The 25,010-nt window shown below is 33.1% G+C and carries 11 protein-coding genes and 4 tRNA genes; 4 read left to right on the plus strand and 11 right to left on the minus strand.

All coding sequences use genetic code 11. The features are described 5' to 3' along the window. Positions 1-44 precede the first annotated feature (44 nt). Entirely contained in the window at positions 45-4,271 is a 4,227-nt protein-coding gene (rpoC, locus tag ERCISPPS3390_RS02095; protein ID WP_197095192.1) for a DNA-directed RNA polymerase subunit beta', read from the plus strand. A 45-nt stretch (positions 4,272-4,316) separates the two neighbouring features. Further along, positions 4,317-5,138: a 4-hydroxy-tetrahydrodipicolinate reductase gene (gene dapB / locus ERCISPPS3390_RS02100; RefSeq protein WP_414626233.1), complete on the plus strand. Its 822-nt coding sequence runs from the start codon at positions 4,317-4,319 to the stop codon at positions 5,136-5,138. 67 nt (positions 5,139-5,205) lie between these two features. On the opposite strand, the gene hflC is transcribed toward dapB, so the two are convergent. From hflC to ERCISPPS3390_RS02120, 4 genes are all read right to left on the minus strand, one after another. After that, entirely contained in the window at positions 5,206-6,171 is a 966-nt protein-coding gene (gene hflC / locus ERCISPPS3390_RS02105; RefSeq protein ID WP_197095194.1) for a protease modulator HflC, read from the minus strand. Positions 6,172-6,173: 2 nt separating this feature from the next. After that, positions 6,174-7,436: an FtsH protease activity modulator HflK gene (gene hflK, locus ERCISPPS3390_RS02110; RefSeq protein ID WP_197095195.1), complete on the minus strand. Its 1,263-nt coding sequence runs from the start codon at positions 7,434-7,436 to the stop codon at positions 6,174-6,176. Between the two features lie 982 nt (positions 7,437-8,418). Further along, positions 8,419-9,369 (minus strand): tRNA (adenosine(37)-N6)-dimethylallyltransferase MiaA, encoded by a 951-nt coding sequence (gene miaA, locus ERCISPPS3390_RS02115; RefSeq protein WP_197095196.1) that lies wholly within the window; start codon positions 9,367-9,369, stop codon positions 8,419-8,421. Between the two features lie 2,272 nt (positions 9,370-11,641). Continuing rightward, positions 11,642-12,871, minus strand: a complete 1,230-nt coding sequence (locus ERCISPPS3390_RS02120; RefSeq protein WP_197095197.1) for an N-acetylmuramoyl-L-alanine amidase — start codon at positions 12,869-12,871, stop codon at positions 11,642-11,644. Between the two features lie 1,492 nt (positions 12,872-14,363). On the opposite strand from ERCISPPS3390_RS02120, the gene epmA reads away from it, so the two are divergent. Continuing rightward, positions 14,364-15,350 (plus strand): elongation factor P--(R)-beta-lysine ligase, encoded by a 987-nt coding sequence (epmA, locus tag ERCISPPS3390_RS02125; RefSeq protein WP_197095198.1) that lies wholly within the window; start codon positions 14,364-14,366, stop codon positions 15,348-15,350. 166 nt (positions 15,351-15,516) lie between these two features. Here the strand turns inward: epmA and mscM are convergent, their stop codons facing one another. Together mscM and asd are read right to left on the minus strand one after the other, a co-directional pair. Continuing rightward, a complete protein-coding gene (gene mscM / locus ERCISPPS3390_RS02130) occupies positions 15,517-18,813 on the minus strand; it encodes a miniconductance mechanosensitive channel MscM (protein ID WP_197095199.1) in 3,297 nt (1,098 codons plus the stop codon). A gap of 47 nt (positions 18,814-18,860) precedes the next feature. Beyond that, positions 18,861-19,730 carry an archaetidylserine decarboxylase gene (asd, locus tag ERCISPPS3390_RS02135; protein WP_197095200.1) on the minus strand — a complete coding sequence of 290 codons (870 nt, stop codon included), beginning with the start codon at positions 19,728-19,730 and terminating at the stop codon, positions 18,861-18,863. A 1,607-nt stretch (positions 19,731-21,337) separates the two neighbouring features. Here asd and cysK point away from each other — a divergent pair. Then, positions 21,338-22,285, plus strand: coding sequence for a cysteine synthase A (cysK, locus tag ERCISPPS3390_RS02140; protein WP_197095201.1), 948 nt, complete (start codon positions 21,338-21,340; stop codon positions 22,283-22,285). Between the two features lie 371 nt (positions 22,286-22,656). Here the strand turns inward: cysK and ERCISPPS3390_RS02145 are convergent. From ERCISPPS3390_RS02145 to ERCISPPS3390_RS02165, 5 genes are all read right to left on the minus strand, one after another. Then, a tRNA-Thr gene (locus tag ERCISPPS3390_RS02145) sits at positions 22,657-22,732 on the minus strand. 5 nt (positions 22,733-22,737) lie between these two features. Then, a tRNA-Gly gene (locus ERCISPPS3390_RS02150) sits at positions 22,738-22,811 on the minus strand. 126 nt (positions 22,812-22,937) lie between these two features. Then, positions 22,938-23,022 (minus strand) — tRNA-Tyr (locus tag ERCISPPS3390_RS02155). A gap of 13 nt (positions 23,023-23,035) precedes the next feature. Then, a tRNA-Thr gene (locus tag ERCISPPS3390_RS02160) sits at positions 23,036-23,111 on the minus strand. A gap of 194 nt (positions 23,112-23,305) precedes the next feature. Beyond that, on the minus strand, positions 23,306-24,514 hold the full coding sequence (locus tag ERCISPPS3390_RS02165) for an FAD-dependent monooxygenase (protein ID WP_197095202.1): 1,209 nt from the start codon (positions 24,512-24,514) through the stop codon (positions 23,306-23,308). Positions 24,515-25,010 lie beyond the last annotated feature (496 nt).

A 25,010-nucleotide genomic window follows, 5' to 3' on the forward strand; every position in this document is an offset into this window, starting at 1 on the left:
TTTAAAGTAGTCCTTGAGCAGTCCTATCCGACCGGAGCTAATGCGTGAAAGACTTAATAAAATTGTTAAAAACACAACATCATGCTGAAGAATTTGATGCAATTAAGATTGCTCTGGCATCGCCAGATACGATTCGTCTATGGTCTTTTGGTGAAGTTAAAAAACCAGAAACTATTAACTACCGGACCTTCAAGCCTGAACGAGATGGACTTTTTTGTGCGAGAATCTTTGGCCCTGTCAAAGATTATGAATGCTTATGTGGTAAATATAAGCGCCTGAAGCATCGCGGTGTAGTATGTGAAAAATGCGGCGTGGAAGTAACACAAACTAAAGTGCGTCGTGAAAGAATGGGGCATATTGAACTTGCGTCTCCTATCGCACACATTTGGTTCTTAAAATCACTACCATCACGTATTGGATTACTGTTAGATATGCCGCTGCGTGATATTGAAAGAGTTCTGTACTTCGAGTCTTATATTGTTATTGAGAGCGGGATGACTACTCTTGAAAAATATCAACTTCTAACGGAAGAGCAATACCTTGATGCTCTAGAAGAGTTTGGTGATGAATTTGAGGCGACAATAGGAGCTGCAGCTATTCAAACTCTTTTTAAGAATATCAACTTAGATAAAGAGTGCGAACAGTTACGTGTTGAATTGAACGAATCTAACTCTGAGACTAAACGAAAAAAACTAACAAAACGTATAAAATTACTTGAAGCATTTATACAATCTGGTAACAAGCCAGAATGGATGATTCTTAATGTTCTACCAGTATTACCTCCTGATTTGCGACCGCTTGTACCATTAGATGGTGGTCGTTTTGCAACATCTGACTTGAATGATTTATATCGTCGTGTAATTAATCGTAATAATCGTTTGAAGCGCTTACTAGATCTAGCAGCGCCAGACATTATCGTGCGTAATGAAAAGCGTATGCTACAAGAAGCAGTGGATGCTCTATTAGATAACGGACGCCGAGGTCGTGCAATTACTGGTTCTAATAAACGTCCTTTGAAATCTTTAGCGGATATGATAAAAGGTAAACAAGGTCGATTCCGTCAAAACCTCCTGGGTAAACGTGTTGATTATTCCGGTCGATCAGTTATTACAGTAGGGCCATGCCTACATTTACATCAGTGTGGTTTACCTAAAAAAATGGCATTAGAACTCTTCAAGCCATTTATTTACGGAAGACTAGAACTTCGTGGTTTGGCGACAACGATTAAAGCAGCAAAAAAAATGGTTGAAAGAGAAGAATCGGTAGTCTGGGACATATTAGAGGAGGTTATCCATGAACATCCAGTACTACTCAATCGTGCCCCCACTCTACATCGTTTAGGTATCCAAGCTTTTGAACCAGTTCTAATTGAAGGAAAAGCAATACAATTACACCCCCTAGTTTGCGCAGCATATAATGCTGACTTTGATGGTGATCAAATGGCAGTTCATGTTCCTCTAACTATGGAAGCTCAGCTAGAGGCACGTGTTCTCATGATGTCAACTAATAATATTTTATCACCTGCAAATGGCGAGCCAATTATTGTTCCATCTCAAGATGTAGTACTAGGTTTATATTATATGACTCGAGACTGTGTTAATGCCAAAGGTGAAGGCATGATATTAGGTAGCGCAAAAGAAGCTGAACGAATGTATCGCTCTGGTCTTGCTTCACTTCATGCTCGCGTTAAAGTACGTATCACAGAATACACAAAAAATGAAAAGGATCAATGGAGCTCTAATACTCATATCATTGATACTACTATTGGTCGATCTGTGCTATGGATGATCGTGCCAAAAGGTTTACCTTTTTCAATAGTGAATCAAACATTAGGTAAACAAGCTATTTCTCAAATGTTAAATACTTGTTATCGTATTTTAGGATTAAAAGAAACTGTAATCTTTGCTGATCAGACTATGTATACTGGCTTTACATATGCAGCGCGCTCTGGTACATCTGTAGGTATTGATGACATGGTTATTCCTCAGAAAAAAATAGATATTATTCGAGAGGCAGAGACAGAGGTTACGGAAATACAAAAACAATTTCAGTCTGGCCTGGTAACAGTTGGAGAGCGATATAATAAAGTAATTGACATATGGGCTGCAGCAAACGAACGCGTTGCTCAAGCTATGATGGAGAACCTATCTACAGAAATTGTAGTGAATTGTAAGGGTGTCTCGGAACGTCAAATTTCTTTCAACAATATTTTTATGATGGCTGACTCTGGTGCTAGAGGCTCTGCAGCGCAAATTCGTCAATTAGCAGGCATGAGAGGATTGATGGCAAAACCAGATGGATCCATTATTGAAACACCTATTACCGCAAATTTCCGTGAAGGATTAAACGTTCTTCAATATTTTATTTCAACACATGGTGCACGCAAGGGGCTCGCAGATACTGCGTTAAAAACCGCCAACTCAGGTTATCTCACCCGCAGATTGGTGGATGTAGCCCAGGACCTAATAGTTACCGAAGATGATTGCGGTACACACGAAGGCATTTTAATGACACCTTTGATCGAAGGTGGTGACGTGAAAGAGCCACTACGAGAACGTGTATTAGGTCGTGTAACATCAGAGGATGTCCTCAATCCAGGAACTCTTTCAATACTATTACTACGTAACACACTCCTACATGAGCAGGAGTGTGACATATTAGAAGAACATTCGGTAGACAGCGTAAAAGTTAGATCAGTAGTAAGTTGTGAAACTGACTTCGGTGTTTGCGCTCATTGTTATGGTCGAGATCTTGCACGGGGTCATATTATCAATAAAGGTGAGGCAATTGGAGTTATTGCCGCTCAGTCGATAGGGGAGCCAGGTACTCAATTAACGATGCGTACTTTTCATATTGGCGGGGCAGCATCACGCGCAGCAGCTGAATCTAGCATTCAGGTCCAAAATAAAGGGACAGTAAAATTAATCAATGCTAAATCAGTTACTAATTCTGAAGGAAAGCTGGTAATTACTTCACGTCACACTGAACTAAAAATAATAGATGAATTTGGACGTACTAAAGAAAGCTATAAAATTCCTTATGGAACTACAATGTTAAAAAGCACGCAAGAAAATGTCTCCGCTGGGGAAACGGTTGCTTACTGGGATCCACATACTATGCCGGTAATTACTGAAGTTAGCGGCTTCATTCGGTTTACAGATATCATTGACGGTTTAACTATCACTCGCCAAACTGATGAGTTAACCGGCCTGTCTTCTCTTGTGGTTCTTGATAGCGCTGAACGAACTACTGTTGGTAAGGATCTTCGTCCAGCCCTTAAAATACTAGATAGCAATAATCAAGACATCATGAACCCAGGCTCTGAGATGCCCGTGCAGTATTTTCTCCCCGGGAAAGCTATTGTGCAACTGGAAGATGGCGCAAAAATTAGTGCTGGTGATACACTAGCCCGCGTCCCACAGGAATCTGTCGGCACTAAAGATATTACCGGTGGTCTTCCACGTGTTGCTGATCTCTTTGAAGCTCGTCGTCCGAAAGAGCCGGCTATTTTAGCTGAAATTAGTGGTATTATTTCCTTTGGTAAAGAAACAAAAGGTAAACGTAGACTTCTTATTACACCAATGGATGGTAATGATCCGTATGAAGAAATGATTCCAAAGTGGAGACAATTAAACGTATTTGAAGGTGAACACGTAGAAAGGGGAGATGTTGTCTCTGATGGTCCTGAGTCACCACATGATATTCTTCGACTACGTGGCGTACATGCCGTTACTCGTTATATTACTAATGAAGTGCAAGAAGTGTATCGCTTACAAGGTGTAAAGATTAATGATAAACATATTGAGGTTATCATTCGTCAAATGCTACGTAAAGTCACAATTCAAAACGCTGGTGATTCTGACTTCCTTACTGGGGAGCAAGCTGAATTCTCTCGTGTAAGGATAGCTAATCGTAACTTAGAGGAGCATGGTAAGATTGAGGCAACTTTTATTCGTAATCTTCTAGGTATCACGAAAGCCTCTCTAGCAACTGAATCGTTTATTTCTGCCGCTTCTTTTCAAGAAACAACCCGTGTTCTCACTGAAGCTGCAGTTGCAGGTAAGTATGATAAACTACGCGGCTTAAAAGAGAATGTTATTGTTGGTCGATTAATTCCAGCTGGTACTGGTTATTCATACCATAAAGATCGTATTCGCCAAAATAAATCAGATGAAAAATCTACCTTACATAACATTACTGCTGATTCAGCTGCTGCTAGCTTAACGGAGTTACTCAATGCTGGTTTTGATAAATTCACATCAGATTCATGATTTTAACATTATTCATAACTATTTATATAACAAATAAGTGCAAATATCATGCATAACATAGCTCGTATTGGTGTTGTTGGCTCGAATGGGCGAATGGGTAGGCAATTAATAAAGTCTATTATACAGACTCCTGGAGTTATTTTAGGGGCTGTCATAGTAAATAGTTGCCCTTGGTTGATAGGGCGTGATGCAGGTGAGCTAGTTAATCATTCAGTATTAGGTATTCCTATTACTGATAATCTTGATAAAGTAATTAATAATTTTGATATTCTTATTGACTTTACTAGCCCGCAAGGAACCTTAACTTATCTATCATTTTGCAAAACACATTATAAAAGCATGGTAATTGGTACGACTGGATTGAATGATTTAGAGATAATTCTGATAAAAAATGCTTCTCAGGAAATACCGATTGTTTGTTCTTCTAATTTCAGTATTGGCGCTACTTTAACACTTAAAGTAGTAGAAAAAATAGCAAAAGTTATGGGCGAATGCGCAGATATTGAAATAATTGAAACGCATCATCGAAAAAAAGTTGATTCACCATCTGGAACTGCATTAACTATGGGAAAAGCTATCGCTAAAGTAATGAAGTGGGACTTTAATCAACGCGCAGTATATCCGAGAGATAGAGTTACCGGGCCACGCTTAGAAAAAACCATTGGTTTTACCAGTATACGATGTGGAAATATCGTCGGAGAACATAAGGCTCTATTCGCAGATACTGATGAACATATTGAGATTAGCCATAAAGCTCTAGATCGTTCTGTCTTTGCAAAAGGCGCGATTACAGCAGCTTTATGGTTGCGTACGAAAAAAACAGGTTTTTTTAATATGATCGATGTTCTAGAGTTACAAGATATATAATCTAGTTACAAGATATATAGTATATAACTATATATCTTGTATATCCGAAAAACAGTAATTTTTTATCTTAGCGTTTCAAGCAGTCAGGACGCTTCATGAAACGAAAGAAGTCGGTTTCTGGGCTCAAGACTACAAGATCCTGGTGATTACTAAAACTACTCTCATAGGCACGTAAACTACGCAAAAAAGCATAAAAATCAGGATCTTTACTAAATGCATCAGAAAAGAGTTTTGCAGATTCCGCATCCCCTTCTCCTTTAGTAATGAGAGCTTGACGACGTGCTTCTGCAAGAGTTCGCTCAACCGCATAATCTGCTTGAGCCCTAACTATTGCTGCTTCCTCTGCGCCCTGTGCGCGTTGGCTACGCGCAACAGACTCTCTCTCGGCACGCATACGTGCGTAGATAGCGTCAGAAACCTCAGTTGGAAGATTAATTTGTTTAATGCGTACATCAATAACCTTAATACCTAGCGCTTCCATGCTGTTTTGATTCACAGGTAAAGTCATCGAACTCTCATTATGATGGTGTAATAAATCTAAAGCATTATCCTGGCTTGAGCTACCAGTATTTAACGCATCACGCACATCAGTAGTGAGCCTACCATGAGAATCTGTTACAATATCCTGAACATCTAACCGGCCGATTTCAGAACGCAAGCGATCACTAAATTTACGTTTTAACAATACCTCCGCCTGCGAAATATCACCACCACCGGTAGCAAGATAATAACGACTAAAATCACTCACACGCCATTTTATATATGAATCCACAATTAAATCTTTTTGCTCTTTAGTAACAAATCGATCTGCTTGGTTATCCATGGTTTGAATGCGGGCATCAAGTAACTTAACTGATTCTAGACCAGGAATTTTAAGGTGTACACCAGGCATATACACTAATGGTTGATTCTCAGAATTACGTAAAACCTTACCAAATCGCATTACAATCCCGCGTTCACCTTCCTGCACAATACAAATTGACATACATATTATTCCTAGAACAACTAACACGAAAATAAATGGCTTACGCATCGTTACTCTCTCCCTTGGTTCATGGTGTTAGTGCGTTTAGAATTTATTCGTCTTGCCTCTATAATATCATTTGAGTTAAGTGCAGTAACACTTTGATGGGTTTTTTCCTTGCTATTAGCATCTGATAAAGGAATAGTATTTTGTAGTTTTTTGACATTATATTGAGGTGCTTTATCAATTTTAGTAGTCTGATGAGATATGAGTTGCTCTATAGGTAACACTATTAAATGATTGGTTTTTTCATTAATTAAAACTTTTCTTGTATGACCTAGAACATGTTCCATGGTTTCGATATATAAACGCTCACGAGTAATTTTTGGTGCAGCTTTATACTCAGGTAAGATACGTGAAAAACTATCTACCTCACCTTGTGCTTCTAAAATAACGCGCGTTTTATATGCACGTGCTTGCTCTAAAATACCCTGCGCATCACCACGAGCGCGTGGTAACCGATCATTAGCGTAAGCTTCAGCTTCACGCACTACTTGTTCTCGATTTTCACGAGCAGCTATTGCGTCATCAAAAGCTGCTTTTACATCTTCTGGTGGACGTGCCGCCTGAAGATTCACATCTAGCAATGTAATACCCATATCATATAAGCTAATTGTTTCTTCTAACTCACTCTGTGTCTTGCTTCGGACTACTGTACGCCCTTCAGTGAGAATACGATCCATTGTTAAATGCCCAATGACACCACGCAAAGCACTATCAGTTGCCTGTCTCAAACTATCATCGGCACTATTGACAGAAAACAAATAACGCTCTGGATTGGTGACACGATATTGTACATTCATTTCTACCCGCACAACGTTTTCATCAGAAGTCAGCATAGTCCCGGAAGCTGATAATTCACGAACTGCTTCAACATTTACTGCTTGTACCTGATCAATAAAAGTTGGCTTCCAATTTAAACCTGGGTATACTATATGACTAAATTTTCCCAATCTGGTAATCACACCTCTTTCAGCTTCCTTTATGGTATATAGTCCGCTAATACCCCAAACAAAAACTATAGAGAAAAGAATAATATACATTAATCGTTCATTGGTGGTGGTTACGCGAGGAGGTTCGATATGACTATTTTTTTTAGAACCACCTAACCCAAAAAACTGACGAATAAGCTGATGAAACATATTGTCCCACTTATTTTCTCTGTTATTGCATTTTCCTTTATTGGTATTACCTGTAGAATTGTCACCCGTATTATGGCTATCGCCCCACGGGTTATTATCCTGTCCATGATCTCCAGGTTGATTCCACGCCATATTTGCACTCCATTAATAATTTTATATTGTTATCCGGACAGGTATGACATATCAGGAAATTTACAGAAACATTAATGATATAAATGTCATAGATCGTTTCTATTGGTGATTATTTGCACCATATACCAGTCAATAATTATTACTATTAGTATGTATATCATTTATTTTAAAATACGAACATAATAGATTTTGCAATCTAATGCTTAAATTATATTTTTATATGTAACATTTAGAACATATACAATTTATTTGGAAATTAATAAGAACAGAGTATATTAGATATATTTTATATACCCTTATATGAATTATAGTAGCGATTATCACGCTATATTACTATATAATATATCCTTTAGTAGTGATAAAATTAGAGTACTTTATTTACAAGTTGTTGTATTTAGAAAAAAATAACGGATTACTAAAATTCTTTTTAAATATATCGTACAAAAAATTTTACATATAAAATATTACTATCATACAAGCATGTTATTTTAGTACATCAGTGATAGTTTTAATTCTATCCTTTAAACTTTATCTCAGTAGACCAAAGATCTCTATATCAAAAATCTAAGTTATTTCATGTTATTCAAAAACCTAAAATTTTTCAATAAGTGGATTTTCAGCTCGGTATTGTTTACGTGTCTAGAGAAATATTCTCGCACTATTTTGTAGATTCTAATGCTAGTTTAAATGATGTAATATTAGACATAGCTTACTTATAAAGCTATTCAAGTTATAGTATTTATTATAATTAACCGAATTCCATGATCAAATCTAATCATATAATGTTTACTTTTAATAAATGAATTAAAAATAAAAAATACTTACATATTATTACTTAATAAAATTTATTTTCACAATAGATCCTGTAATTAGTACGTTTAAATCATTCTATCATTTACATAAATTTTCTTAAGTGATATTTTTACTTAGCCTCTCTGAAATGAGACTCATGTAACACACTATAGAAAAAGCTTTATTATTCTTAATCTTGCATCAAAATAATCTGCAATATTTTTTTATAAGCGCAATCAAATTTATCACTATCAAGCCAGCATACATCATCTGACCAACCACGAAGCCAGGTCATTTGGTTTTTCGCTAACCGTCGAGTTGCATAGATAGTTTGACATACCATATTTTGGTAATTTATTTTTCCAGATAAATAAGACCACATTTGCCGATATCCCACGCATCGCATGGAAGACATATCAGCATGTAAGTCACCACGCTCAAAAAATTCTTTTACCTCATATTCAAACCCAAATTTCATCATATCATGTACACGTTTTTCAATCCTCTGGTTAATTAAATCTCGACTTATAGGCGCAATTGCAAATTCAGAAATATTATACGGTAAAGACCGTCCAGATTTTTTAGTTAAGCCAGTAATAGTTTGACCAGAGATTAAAAACACCTCTAATGCACGCGACAATCTTTGAGTATCATTAGCATGAATATATTTTGCTGCAGTAGGATCGATAGAATATAGCTGCCGATGCACAGCATCCCAACCTTTTATATGTGCTATATCTTGTATGTATTGTCGTACTTCTGGGTTGGATGGAGGAAGAGGTGATAATCCATCTTTGAGAGCCTTATAATAAAACATCGTTCCTCCAACCAATAGAGGAATGCGTCCACTTTTGGTGATACTATCCATTTCAATTAATGCATCACGACAAAACTCACCAGCAGAGTAAGTCTCGGATGGATCTCGAATATTTAATAAACGATGCGGCGAAAGAAGACGCTCTTCTAAAGAAGGCTTGGAAGTGCCAATATCCATGCCCTTGTAAATTAATGCTGAATCTACACTAATCAGGTCTACTAACAATGTTTTCTGTAGAGCAAGAGCTAAATTAGTTTTACCTGACGCCGTGGGTCCCATTAAAAAAATTGCCCGCGGATAGTTAATATTTAGTTGTTTAGTCATCCTGAAATACTTTAATCTTTTAATCTTTTAATCTTTTAATCTTTTAATCTTTTAATCTTTTAATCTTTTAATCTTTATTGAGTCTATACCTGTTTAAAAATCAGTGTAATGCTAATTTTTGTAGACCAGATTAATTTTTAATTTTCTTTTAAAAAAATTTTTAGTTTAAAATCTTTCATCGTTAATACTTTTTAAAAACGTCACGCGTGAGCTCTCAGTACTTTGTATTTTTATTATAAACACTCATCTGTAAAACACAAATTATATATAAATGCTATGAATTATAATATTTAAGTCTGGTGATAATCAATAATTTAATCGATATAATTTACCGTTTAATTGTGAATTATTTAATTGGGTTTTAATCATAATTTACAGAATCTAGATTTTTATTTAGTAGGAATATCCTTTAAACTGGATCTTATGGAAAGTGCAATACTTATCAGCGATAAGTAAATCATTTTATACTAATTATTTTAATATTTATCTATTTTATAAAACTATTTATTATACAATGCATCATTATAAAATGATAAAAATCATAAACTCTTCTGTGCAGAACATCATTTCTAGATTTATATCATCACAGGCAAGTAATTTTAATGATCAATGCATAATACTTTTCTGTTCTTGCAGAGAATATTATTGGTTTTTATATTAATTACTTTAATAAATAATAGTCATCTAAACTAACAGTTTTAGTTATAGCTATAAATAACACCTAATGATATTTAATGATATTAATAATCCATTAGTCTGTTAATAACAGTATACGCTTGTAGAAAAAAGTAATATCATCCCCATTTAATAATAAATTATTTTATAAAAATTGAACATATTTTATATGTTATGACATAGCTTAATTAGAAATTATAACTATATTAAAAACTTTTATCCTTACTAGAAAATTGTAATTTCACGAAAATAATTGTTAGGTACGTTCTAACTATTAGTGTACTTAATTTCTATTACCTGATTTTTTCTTGCACCTCAAATGCATCTTAATACTAATTTTTTTAATAAGGGAAATCATGTGTATTGTGTGTATTATTATCAATTTTTTATCACGGTAGAGCTAATAATACCTTTAATAAGAAATATTAGTATATAATTCGAATTATTTTCATCAAAAGACACGATTTCCTATCAAATAAAAAAACCTCAGATCAAATGATCGTTGAACAAAATCTACATGATTTTATTACACAAAGATATAAACGATAATGATATTGATATATCGTAAAAAAGATATAATTAAAGTAGTACGTCTATTTTAGATTGTTAATAAAATAAAAAACTTAAAAAGAAAAAATTAAATTTATGTGTATGAATGATCACATGGATAAAACAGTAATTAATCATATCATGCGTTTAAATTAATCCAATCAAACTTTCTAAAAAGTTAGATTTTTTATTGTTGCTTCTAGCTTTTAAAAAATTAGAGAGTATCTATAGAACATAGAAATAATAATTCAATGGAAATGGTACTCACTAATTAAAATTATAGTATAAATCAAGTAAATATTAAAACTATTAGAATAAATCGCTAATTATTAACTTTTCTATTATAGATTTACTGTATTGCATAATATTTTACTCAACGCAGTCAGAATTATGGGTTTACTTTTACAAGGTTTTACCATAAAAAATATAAAAATTTTTCCAATCTCATATTTCTATATTATAGCTGTTTAAAATGAGCATTTTCTTTTTTATAGAAGAATTCTTGTGAAAAATCTAATGAGTTAAAACTTTCACTGTTTTGCCGTTATAACTGGATTAAAACTTATTCGGCTTTACTAGTGAAAACTAAAAAGCTAGTTATTATTTAGCGATACTATTATTTATTTCTATGACCACTAAAGAATGACAATGATATATATTTTATTTTATTTAATATTATTAAATATAGAACATATACAACTGCATTTCTTATTTTCCGAAATAGTACTTCTGATATAATCAGTTTATCGTAAAATCAAATTTTTATCTTATTGTACTTTTTTACATGCACACTTGTTTAATTTTTACTAAAATTACTGCTACTGGAATCAATACTGAGAACTAATGTTGGTTTTAAATTTTACCATATCAAACCTAATAATTTTAACAGGCCACACCTAGTAATAACATAGAAGATATACTATTATTTTTAATAATATGCTTTATGCTAAAATACAACACAAAATCATACCTTTTAATAAATTTTCAATATTTTATGTTGAACCGCTAGCATAAATAATGTTTAGTAAATTTTCTTCGTAGAAATCTATTACGATGAGTGCAATAAAAAATAATTATGAAGGCCTTGATATAATGACTTGCTAAGTTTTTTTTGGTAAAAATGACTAGAAAGAAGTCTTTCCTCTCTGGTGTTACTAATAAAACCAATTTCAATTAACACAGAAGGAATATAAGGTGAGCGTAAAACGCCAAAACTTGCATATGCCGGTTTAGACTTATGCAAAGCGCTAACATGCTCCAACTGACATAATACTTTAGTAGCTATCTCATAACCCACTCGCTGAGCATAGATAAATTGAAGATCCAACAAAGCTTGTCTAACATACAGATCAGTATAATTACCTCCGAATAAGCTATTTTTATTTTTACGTAAAATGTTCAATTTACCATCTTTTTTTCTTAATCTGTTTACCAGTTCACGACTGGCTCGGCGATTAGACAAAACCCACGCTGAAGCGCCATATGCTCTACAATTATGTGCAGAATCTACATGAATAGATATCAGTATACTAGCTTTTTTCTTATACGCTATCAGTGAGCGCTCTGCAACAGAAATAAAATGGTCGTCATTACGAATCATTACTCCATGAAACATAGGATCAGAATTTAACCATGATTGAAGCTGACGTGCGATAATAAGAGTTATGTTTTTTTCTTTTAGACCATGTCTACTAATGGCACCAGGATCTTGCCCACCGTGCCCGGCATCAATCGCAACTATAATCTTATTTTTAATATCATTAACACTAAAATTCGTGTATCTCCTGGCGTTTTTTTTAATTTGACCAGCAGCGTATGGATGTTTTAAGGTACTGAGGGCAGATGAAACCATTAGCTTTTTTTTAAACTTATACAGATGCCCAGAGTGGTTTAAATCAATCTGCTTATTACGAATAATAGTAAATATAAGATTATAACGAAAACCAATATGATTCGTGACTACTTTTATTTTTCCACAATTTGCTAATTGAAAAACTAAATGTAAATTATGAGCATTACCTATCCTTACTCGGATATATTGTGCGATACCATCAGAACTAAAGTTTCGGGGTAATCCATTTAGAATAATACTATTACGAACATTTAAAACTATACGATCAGGATTATGTAAAAAAAAGAAAACATATATCGGCTTATTGGAAAAACTTAGCGTAATATTCTCTGAGTTTTGTCTGTTGTTAAGATTAATCTCTAACAAAGTAGATGCGTGAACAGAAAAAAAAAAGAATAATGGCATCAGGAATAGCCAGTGTTTCATATTTAGTATCATGCTAGAATTTTTGACGCATTATCTACTATAAAATGCTTAGACCATTAGAAATAGCAAAACATACCTAATTATAACATATTATAAAACCATCAGATCTCAAGTATAATTTTACATTAGATATATCCACGGCAAATTAGAAACAGCATTGAACAGATTAGTTTGCATTGCTCTGTTTAAGTAAAAGTAACAAAAAATGTATTTTTTCTCATTTTAGTCAAGATCATCTATATCATCTATATCATCTATATCAATTATCAATCCTCTATATCATCCAAACAATAATATCAAAATATTCAGAAATTAAACAAATTTACTATAATATTAGCATGACTTATAGTTTTTTATTGCGATCTGTAATTTATACTCTATTTTTTTTAAAAAACATTCCAGATTTCACTTTATTAGTGAAAACATGCATTAATAGTAGGATCAATATCCTAAAAAAACGAACATTTATGCTGCACTTAACATAAAGACCGTGAGGTGTTTTTATTAAAGAATCTAATATATGGACACCTTGAGTAAAAAATAACTAAAATCTAATAACATTAGATATTTTTGATGTATCATTAATGCTTAATAGCATATATATTCAAATCACAGATAATCAAGAAAATAATTAATATTACCTCTCTTTAATTATACTGTGCCGCTAAATTTTTTATATTGCCTAAATAATAAATAATAAATAATAATATTTACATGATTTAGAATGTTGCATATATATAACTACATGCCGATGATTTGGCTAAATGAAAAATAATATTAATTATCATAATCATGCATAGATCACCCAGAGAGGCACATCTCTTAATGATATATCATACTATACAGTATTCCTAGAGATTATTTAAAAGACTCTGAAGCATTGAATTATAGAACATTTATTTAATATAGCTATAGATCTAGCTGTAAACCAAAGCATTAATAATTCTCAACAAAAAGAAATGCACACATTTTATTTCACTACGAATAAAAATAATATCATCCTTAATGATAGGGTAAGAATTATTATAATATCTAATAGATAATTATCACAAAAAACACAGAGCTCACAATAGTTATACAATACATGAGTAATCATAATGTCAATACTACACAAGTCAATAATAAAAAAGAAGACTGTATATATTATTAAGAGCTAAATATTACATGCTACATAAAAGACACTTTAAGACTAACTGGTGTAATTAGTTTTTATAAATGTGCATTATTTTGCAATCAAATGACTTATAGCTATTTTTTCTCTAAAATAACTAATACACATTTATTTGTATCATAAAATAGATAACTCTCTTATTAAGAGTATTGATCTGTAAAAATATAAATTAAATTAAGCGAAAAACTGCTCTTAAGAAAAAACACAGGTAATGTGTTATAGAAGACTAGTTATCTATTAAAGCAAAATATGATATGTTTTCATCATCCATTAATATCTAAAATATAATCAAAACTATATAAAGTAATTAGGCGCACAAAAATGAAAACTATAAATAGATGGCGTCCAAGTGCATCACTTGTTAATTTATTTCACCGTGCAAAAATTATCGCCAAAATAAGACGTTTTTTTTATGAGCGAGAAATACTAGAAGTGGAAACACCAGCCATGAGTCAGTCCACGGTAACTGATATAAATATTTCCTCATTTGAAACTTTCTTTTTTCAACCCGAGGATCTGCACCATACAGATGGTCTAAAGCTCTGGTTAATAACTAGCCCTGAGTATCACATGAAACGTTTACTAGCAGCAGGTAGTGGCCCTATTTATCAGTTATGCCGTAGTTTTCGAAACCAAGAATGCGGGCGTTATCACAATCCAGAATTTACAATATTAGAATGGTATCAACCAAACTACGATATATATCGATTAATGAATGAAGTTAACGAATTATTGCAAACTATATTATACTATCCAATAGCAGAAACTTGTTCATATCAGGAAGCTTTTTTGCGCTACTTAGCTCTTGACCCATTAACTGCAGATAATTCTCAGCTACGTATAGCTGCAGAAAAACTTGGCCTTAAAAATCTTACTGAAAACGAAAAAAATAGAGATACAATTTTGCAACTGCTCTTTATTAATGGTATAGAGAAGGAGATTAGTGCAGAAAGGCCTGTATTTATCTATCACTTCCCTGCAACTCAGGCTGCGCTTGCTGTTCTCAGTAAAGAAGATAACCGTGTGGCTGAGCGTTTTGAGGTATATTTTCAAGGAATTGAACTTGCAAATGGGTTTTGTGAACTAACAGATGCCGATGAACAACGTCAACGTTTTGAAAAAGATAATTATGTGCGTCATTCTTCTGGTCTGTCACAAAAACCTATTGATACCTATTTTTTAGGCGCGTTAACCCAAGGTATGCCAGAGAGCTCTGGCGTTGCATTAGGTGTTGATCGTTTAGTTATGCTCGCCCTAAAGGCAGATAAGTTAAGCGATGTTATTGCCTTTTCAGTAGATCGTTGTTAATTTTATATGGAAAAATTATAATCGTACTAAAAATCGCTTATCCAAACTATAAAAAATCTTCTTAATCCTGTGATAATTCTTCGTAGAATAAGTATTATGATCACATCAATTAACCTATAATATTACATTATATATACCCTACTAATTTTTAATACTATTTATCTTTTTATCTTTTACGCTGACTGGATTGAGATGAAAGTAAATCCATGCGTATCTCAAACGCTGGGCATGGTATTTCTAGACCGCTTGCTTTAAAACCCAGTAATACTAATTGATGAAGATCATGACGTAATGGCATTCGATCTTCCATTTCAGCAGCATGAACACGTAATTCAAATAACTGTATACCTTGATTAACATTGACTATAAAAGCTTCTGGAGGTGGATTTTTTAAGACAAAACGACAGTATTGTGCAGCATCAAGCAAAACTTTTCTGACCTGCTCACTATTAGCGGTTAAAGAAACAGGAATACTTAGAACCACACGCGTGATAGAGTCCGATAGAGACCAATTAATCAACTGCTCAGTAATAAAAGACCTATTAGGCACAATAATCTCTTTTCGATCCCAATCAGTTATTGTTGTGGCACGGGTGTTAATACGCGTAATAGTGCCGGTAAGGTCACGAATCGTCACAGTATCACCTATACGAATTGGCTTCTCGAATAAAATAATTAATCCGGAAATAAAATTAGCAAAGATTTCCTGTAAACCAAAACCTAGCCCTAAGCTTAATCCAGCGACTAACCACTGCAATTTAGACCAATCTATACCAATTAAGGAAAAAGCTGTCAAACTGCCAAGTACTATAATTAAATATTTAGTAGAAGTAATAATAGCATAACCCGTTCCAGGCGTGAGACTAAGGTGTTGCAATAAAGCTAACTCTAATAAAGCTGGCATATTCCTCACTAATTGAGTGGTTACAATTAACACTAGTATAGCATTTATTACTGATCCGAGCGTCATTGCTTGTATAGTATCAACCCCTTTAATGGTAGCACTAACATCCCAAAGACGTATATTGGCTAAAAAACTAAAAGCAGCATGAATCTCTGACCACAAGGCAATCATAGAGATTAATGCGATCCATGTAAGAAGTGAGCGCACTAGCTGTAAGGACTGTGCGCTAATAGCATCTAAATTAATAATTGTCTCTTCTGTGTCTATATTATCAGCGAGTTGCTGATAAGATGTTAGTTTTTCTCCAGTGCGAATACGTTGAGAAAGGATTTCTGCACGTCGATTACGTGCCCGATCAAAAGCAATTCGACGTCTCTGAATTAACATCCATCGACGAATAATATGATAAATTACCAAACAAAGAAAACCGATCGCTAATGAGGTTTCAAGTCTAGCTAATAAAGCCTGAGATGTTTCTAAATAACCAATGCAAGCAGCTAAAGATGCTATCACAGGGATGATAATCATTATATTCCATAAAATTTTATTGATAACACTTGAATAATTTTCTTTATTATCAATATTTAATGAAATACCAGCGCGTTTTAAACTTGCCGTTACTAGGCTTAATACACCACAAATAAAAATAAAACATAAACGACCAAGAGTAGGATAAAATTTACGATCTGAGAGAGTAGAAAAGGCTATTGACATCATAATTAATGGCACCACTACTCCGATGCATAATGTATAAAAACGCATAGCAAGAGCTACCCGATGTTTTGGCCAGCGAAAATGCACAATAAATAGGCCTTGTTGACAAGCAAAGACATTACAAATCATAAAGCCCCATAATAGGGGTACGCTGGCACTGACACCATCACCAATCGCTACTGCAATCGAGTAAGGCCAGGCATGTTGCAGGCCATACCCTAAAGCTGCCCATAGTACTGGTAATGGCATTGCAACAAGAATAGACCAAAAAACAGTTCGTATGGTTAGATTGAACTGATCTTGTGTAACTTTTCCCACTTTACTGGCAGATCGATTAAGAAAAGAGCGGAAATGATGACGAGAACTCACAGTAAAAGCAACAAACATAGTAGCTAAGAAAATTGGTAGCAGTGTATCACGGCTAGTCACCATCATTACCATTGCTCTGCTTAATTGACCTAATGTATCTAATGATAAAAACTGCTGTAGATCCTTTAGTAATTCAACTGGGTAAGTCATATTTAGCGCGCTAACATCAGCTGTCCAAAATAGATAACGATGCGTGGCATCTTTTACTTCATTTAACGCATCTACTAATTGACTATTGCTGACATTTAATTTGGTAAGCTCAAGAGTTAAGGCATCACAACCAGATAATAATGAAGTTAAAAGTTCACATTGAGTTTGCAACTGTGAGGTAAGTATATGCTTATGTTTCTTGTTAAGAAAATGATGGTTAGCATGTATTGCCAACGTTTTTTGCTCTAGTAGATCTGCATAATATAATCGTTTTGCACGTAACTCAGCCATTTCGCTCCCTAGTTGCTGTGGTTTTGGAATCTTAGGAAGACGAGCAACTAATGCGCGAAGAGCCTCACCTAAAGCATTTGAAGCCCCAAGCCATTGAGATTGCTCGCAAATAGTGCTTAGTGCCTGACGAATTTGCATTGTTTGGATAATAGCCGTTCTCTGTTGAGAAGCCACTAAATCCATGCGCAGAGCTTGCCGCTTTAGTTCTAATGATAGTTCACGATTAATACGAAATTGTTCAATAATATTATTTGGAGTCTCGCTATGAAATTTTATTAATTTCTCATTATTTTCTAAAACGCGATCTATAGAATGTTGCTTCTGACTTTGTAATTGATTTCGTAATCCTTGCAATCTCTTGGTTAGCGTCGCAGCTGCGCGTTGATGTATCTCAGCCTGCATATGTGCAAGTTCTTGTCGATTATTTGCTGATAATTGCTCTAAAATAAGTTCCTTTAGTCTGGCCTTATGTGCAAAAAGCTCTGCTTGATATTGTATTTGTTTTAACTGCTCTACAGTAGTCGTTTTGGAGGGTAAAACGTGTAGTTGACGCGATAAATTGTGTAACAAATGACGCAATATAGACTGCCTATCTGGTAAACAGGACAGAGAATCATTAATGCCCTGAGCACGATCATTTTCTATTTTAGCTTGATGGTATTCTTTTACGATTCGTTTGCTGATTTTTTGAATCTCTTTTTCAAGTTCAGCAACACTCATGTTAGTTAATACTGATTGAGAATAAAGTGTTTGTTCATTAATTTTTTGATGAAACTCACGAGATTGTTTAGGAAAATTATCAATACTATTCTGATAATCCTGAGATCGATTGACAGATTTCTGATATTCTTTCAGCCAATGTAGAGACGTAGAGAGTATATAGTGATAGTGATTACTTGTTTCTTGATAAGTTGTATTTTTTAGAGTCTCTGGCTCCTCATATTTTTCAATAATTTGCAATGTACTCTGTACATTAGAACCATAAACCGGCTGGAAACAAATCCAACCTATAGTAATAATAAATAAATATAACATGACTATTTCGTAATCGGTTGATGATAACCACCTGTAGTTTAGCCTAGCTACCGTACGATAGCAATCGGATCACCAAGACGAATGTATTTTTCTTCTGCAAGATTTTGATTTAAGATAACTGTATTAGGAGAAAATAAATTAATGACTGTGGAACCAAGTTTAAATCGACCCATTTCCTCCCCTTGCATTAAAGAAATAGTATCTTCCTTTGTTGTGTTATCAGCAGACCAATTCCAACATCTGATAATTCCCTTACGTGGTGGGGTGATTGTTCCCAACCAAGTAGTTTCAATGCTTCCAACAATAGTGGAACCAACTAAAATTTGTGCCATAGATCCAAAATTAGTATCAAAACGACAAATCACCCGCTCATTTCGCGCAAATATATTAGGAATATGTCGTGCTATAAATGGAGTTACTGTATAAAGCTGACCAGGTATATACATCATTTCACGCAAAATACCATTACATGGCATATGAACACGATGATAATCTCTTGGGGATAGGTAGGTTGTAATAAAACAACCATTTTGATATAAATTAGTCATAGCATAATTTCCAGCTAATAGCGACAAAAGAGAATAAGAATACCCTTTGGCTTGAAAGATCTGATCGCCTTGAATAGTTCCTATTTGACTAATTTTTCCATTAACAGGGGAGATTAATAATTCTGGTTTATTTATTTTAGGATAAAGATCATCACGCAGAGAGCGCATAAAAAAATCATTAAAAGTATGATAGCTTGCTGTATCAATAATCTTAGATTCCTGCATATCTATTTTATAATACCAAACAAAAGTGTCAATTGCAGCCTTTGTGATCCATCTAATGTGTTTATTTGCCCCCCATCCAAGCAATTCAGTTAGAGCTATTTTAGGAAAAGCTTTATGTAGAGCAAGTTTTATGCAATCTAACATATACACCTCATGAGCTTAAAGGACTTTAAATTGAATAGACTAGATACCATAAAATAGACGCGTAAAACAATATCAAATTATAACAATATAATGTGAGATCAGCATATTAACGATAGCTTACTAATTCTTTAATGATCTATCTATGGTTGTAAATTTTTCTATAATCAGTGATATGTCTAATGCAGAAAGTCTTAAAATAAGAGACAAATGTCTAATATATATACCTAAGCCTATACATAAAAATAAAAACATGCCTCATTATTATATTTAACTTCTTGAGTATTTTACTATTGCTTTGTATTATTTTCGTAAATCATTAAAAACAGTACAATAACCCAACAATACCTTACATTATTGCTTATAAACATTGTAAGCTATTTTTTACATTATTTGCACATTAGAATATAGGACTTTTTAAATATTTTTTCTAAAATATTCATCAGAAAATAAACTTTATCAATAATATTGATAAAGTTTATAATTACTATTTTTAAAATAAATATATACGAATATATTACTTTTGATAATCATTTTAATAGATCGCATAAAGGTAAACTGACTAGTTAAAAAAAATTACGATCCTATCTTGTGGCATTACTGAGTGAAAAACATCAATTTTTTAACTAGTTTAAAGCTTGAATTAACTTAATTGTATACTGAAAAGTATAGATGCACATCTGCTTGATTACATCATATGAAGTATGCAGACACTTACATACAATAAAACATAGACCAATACTCTATTCTGCTAGTCATTTATCTTTTTAATCATACGACATATACATATACCATCACAGGGTTTGTAAAATACAACTACAATCTTATAACCTTATGAATATATAAAATATGTTTAATAGTATATTTTAAAGGAAAACTAGAAAAACTTGACATCGATCATATTTCATACCATTCTTAGATAGAAGTATCAATATTAATTGTATATCAATAGTAAAAATTATTGCATCAATAATGAATCTATAAATTATAAAATGATACAAGTAAGTATATATTTCTAGAATACTGCCTCTACATCTAGAAATCCAGAATTATGGATAATTAACTGAATATGGTAGTGTTATATATTTGTGTGTTATGCAGAATAATTGCTAATATAAAATCATTTAAAATGATATCTAGATATAAATCTTTAATTATTAATTAGTATATTAATTACTAAAATATAATTTTATATTTTAGTAATTTCTAATTGAAGTTAGCATGTTACGTGTACTGGTCTGCAACTGCTCTGCAGTTAAACAATAATTCATAATTCACCATTAATATTAAAATTTATGGTTATACTTATACAAGTGTTGCTTAACAAGCATTCTGATTTTCTTAAATATATTTCTCGTTTTAAACGATCGATTTTTAATGAAAAATGTTGATATTTATCGCAAGATATGTGATTTATTAATTATTCTATTTTATGTATGGCGATTCTGATATATATTTATCACACTACACAAAAGTCATTATACTAATAATTACATCGTATCTGCGAGCAAATAATTTAACATAAAATATAAAATGTATTTTTACATGATAGTGTATGTGAATGTGCTAATTATTTAAAATCTACATATCGATATAGTTATGGATAAACCATGAGCAAAATATATTCAGACAACTCTTTTACCATCGGGCATACTCCATTAATTCGGTTGAATCGCATTGGCAATAAACGAATTCTTGTAAAAGTTGAGTCACGAAATCCAAGTTTTAGTGTTAAATGTCGTATTGGTTCTAGTATGATTTGGGATGCAGAAAAACGTGGTCTTCTCAAAAAAAATATTGAATTAGTTGAGCCAACTAGTGGAAATACTGGAATCGCCTTAGCATATGTAGCAGCAGCGCGAGGATATCGCTTAACACTCACTATGCCTGAAACAATGAGCATAGAACGTCAAAAATTATTAAAAGCATTAGGAGCTCATGTAGTTCTAACTGAAGGTTTACAGGGCATGAAAGGAGCCATTAAAAAATCAGAAGAAATTGTTGCTACTAATCCAGATAAATACCTTTTACTACAGCAGTTTAATAATCCAGCCAATCCAGCGATTCATGAAAGCACAACTGGACCAGAAATTTGGAAAGATTGTGATGGAAATGTAGATGTATTTATCGCTGGAGTTGGTACTGGAGGGACTTTTACTGGAGTAAGTCGGTATCTCAAGAAAACTCAGAGACTGAAGAACCTTATTTCAATTGCGGTAGAACCAAGTGATTCCGCTGTTATCTCTCAAGTTCTTAGTGGTGAGAAAATTACTCCAGCTCCACATAAAATTCAAGGTATTGGCGCTGGTTTTATTCCACATAATCTCGATATGGATCTCATAGATCGCGTAATGGTTATTACAAATGAAGAAGCAATCTCCACTGCACGTCTTTTAATGCTACAAGAAGGTATTTTAGCTGGAATTTCTTCCGGAGCGGCTCTAGCTGCGGCAATAAAATTACAAAAAGAGGAATTTTTTCTGGAAAAAAATATCGTAGTAATTCTACCTTCATCTGGAGAACGTTATTTATCCACCACTTTATTTGCTGATCTTTGACTTTTGAATTTCACATAAGATTCTTTAAATTTACAAAAAAATCTGTTTTAGGCTAAAAGTGTCCATTGAATATATTGTATTCTTATTTTTATTAAATTATCAAAATAAGACTTTTCTGATTTTTCTCTAAGTTTAATAAATATGAATATTTTAAGATATATAATATAATTATCTTAAGAGCAAATATCATATAGATGATTTCAAAACTTCTTATGATCCCATATTACGCACAATATCTCTAAAAAAATTTTTAGCTCTTTCAAAAAGTTATAAAAATCACAAACATATATCAAAACTGATAATTTTATTTATTATTTTTCATAGGTCATTTGAAATATATTTAAAATATTTAAAACAGTGTACGTTTTTCATGGTGCTGATACCCAGATTCGGACTGGGGACCTCACCCTTACCAAGGGTGTGCTCTACCTACTGAGCTATATCAGCATATTTGGAGCGGAAAACGGGAATCGAACCCGTATCATCAGCTTGGAAGGCTGAGGTAATCCCATTATACGATATCCGCTACTTAAAGGCTTATTTATATCCAGAAGATATTTAGAATTTGTATTCTACTGCTTTGCATTATTGTCATATTTTATAATTTATTAAATAATCGAAGAGTATTAATCAGTGTTATCTGCTGGAATAGTGGTGGTGGGAGAAGGATTCGAACCTTCGAAGTCGATGACGACAGATTTACAGTCTGCTCCCTTTGGCCGCTCGGGAATCCCACCAATACTTTTTAAATGGTGCCGGCTACCGGAATCGAACTGGTGACCTACTGATTACAAGTCAGTCGCTCTACCAACTGAGCTAAACCGGCATTAATTAACTATTAGTTTAAAAAGAGCAAAGCAGATATGCAACAACAATTTACATATTTATTTAAAATAAGGCATATATGCACAAATAATCAAATAAATATTATTATATCAAAAACATTCCATGATTTACAATTACTTTAATCTAGTATATTGTAAAATACAACGCTATTATTAAAGAATATTGAATATATTATCATAATCCTAACATATAAGCTAATACATCGTTTTTAATTGCCCCTGCATTATTAGCTACTATCAATCCTAAATTACGTATGATCTTTACTGATAGACATTGATTACTAAAAATTCGGTATAATAAATCAATCCCATTTTGCATTAGATGGTTATCTTTTTGGCGCTGATGCTGATAACTTTGTAAGACCTTTATTGACCACCAATGATCCGATTGATATCGAGCTTCTTTAAGAATTGTAATTAAAGTAGATACATCACGATAACCTAAATTAACACCTTGTCCTGTGAGTGGATGAACTGTATGTGCTGCATCGCCAACTAATACTAATCCTGGTAATATATAATTCATAGCATGACTACAATTTAGTACGAATGAACCAGCTATTATTGGAATGATGTTTCCAATGCGATCCGGGAAATGTAGCCGGATCTCACGTTTTAGTTGCAACATATTCATTAATTTTAGTTTTTTAATATAATTATGCTCTCCATACCATACTAGTGACGCCCAAGATCCAAATAATGGTAAAAAGGCACGAGGACCTTCAGGAGTTAATTTCTGCCAGGTAATATTCCCAGGATGATTCAAACAACGAACACTGATAAGCATACAGGATTGTGCGTATTGCCAACCACGGATTCCAATATTGGCTAATTTTCTTACCTGTGAGTGTGCTCCATCTGCACCAACGATAAGATATGCTTGTAAGATTTTACCATTATCTAAAGAAATATGCCAAATTCCATTTATTCTTTGTAAATTTTTCAAGCGTGTTTTATATAATAAAAATACATTTTGATGATATAATCGTTTTGATAATGCATATTTCAACACATGATTTTCAACTATATAACCCAGCTCAGTTAGACCTAAAGATCTGGCATCTAACGTTACTCGCGCCATAGAATATTCCCAGATCTCTTGTACACGATACGGAGCGCAACGCATACGAAGAACCTGTGGCCAAACTTCTAATTGCTTTAATAAATTAACTGAAGCACCGCTGATAGCTGAAACTCGAAGATCTGGATTAGACAATGGATTAAAACTAGGCGCATCTTCCTGTTCAATGACCGCAACATCAAAACCATATTTTTTTAAACCACTGGCCAATGCCGCCCCTGTTAACCCACCCCCAATTATCACAACCTCCACGATCTGTTGCATTTTCAATATAATCCTTTCATTTAAGCATTCTGAACCCATCGTAACACCACACCTAATAAAATAAGTTTTTTATATAAAATGATAGATATTACATGACTATTGATTGATTAGTGGTAGAGTAGATTTGTAATAAAAACTTTCTAAAATATTACTTGAGACACACTTATTAAGCGTAATTGAATATTCAAAACTTTCTTCAAAAAAATATTTCTATGTACTCCAAAGTGATAATGATTTGAATAAAAATAAATTGACCGAATCCATTCAAAATTTAATTTTTATTAATCAATCTTAGTCGATACAGTAGACGTAAAATTTTTTTAAATACTAAACTAATTATATCAAAATAATCTTAATCTAACAAAAAATATAACATAACCTTTAGTAAACCTATACTATATAAAAACTTACAGCTTAAGTGTAAAAATAAGTATGTCAATCTACTAATAATCTCTTGATTTCCTTATTATAGAGGGGCTGAAATAATGCTAACAAAGATAACTATAATAAAAGTTAAAATAAAAATAGGAACTTG

This window comes from Candidatus Erwinia haradaeae, from assembly GCF_900698885.1.
Classification (GTDB): domain Bacteria; phylum Pseudomonadota; class Gammaproteobacteria; order Enterobacterales; family Enterobacteriaceae; genus Erwinia_E; species Erwinia_E haradaeae_H.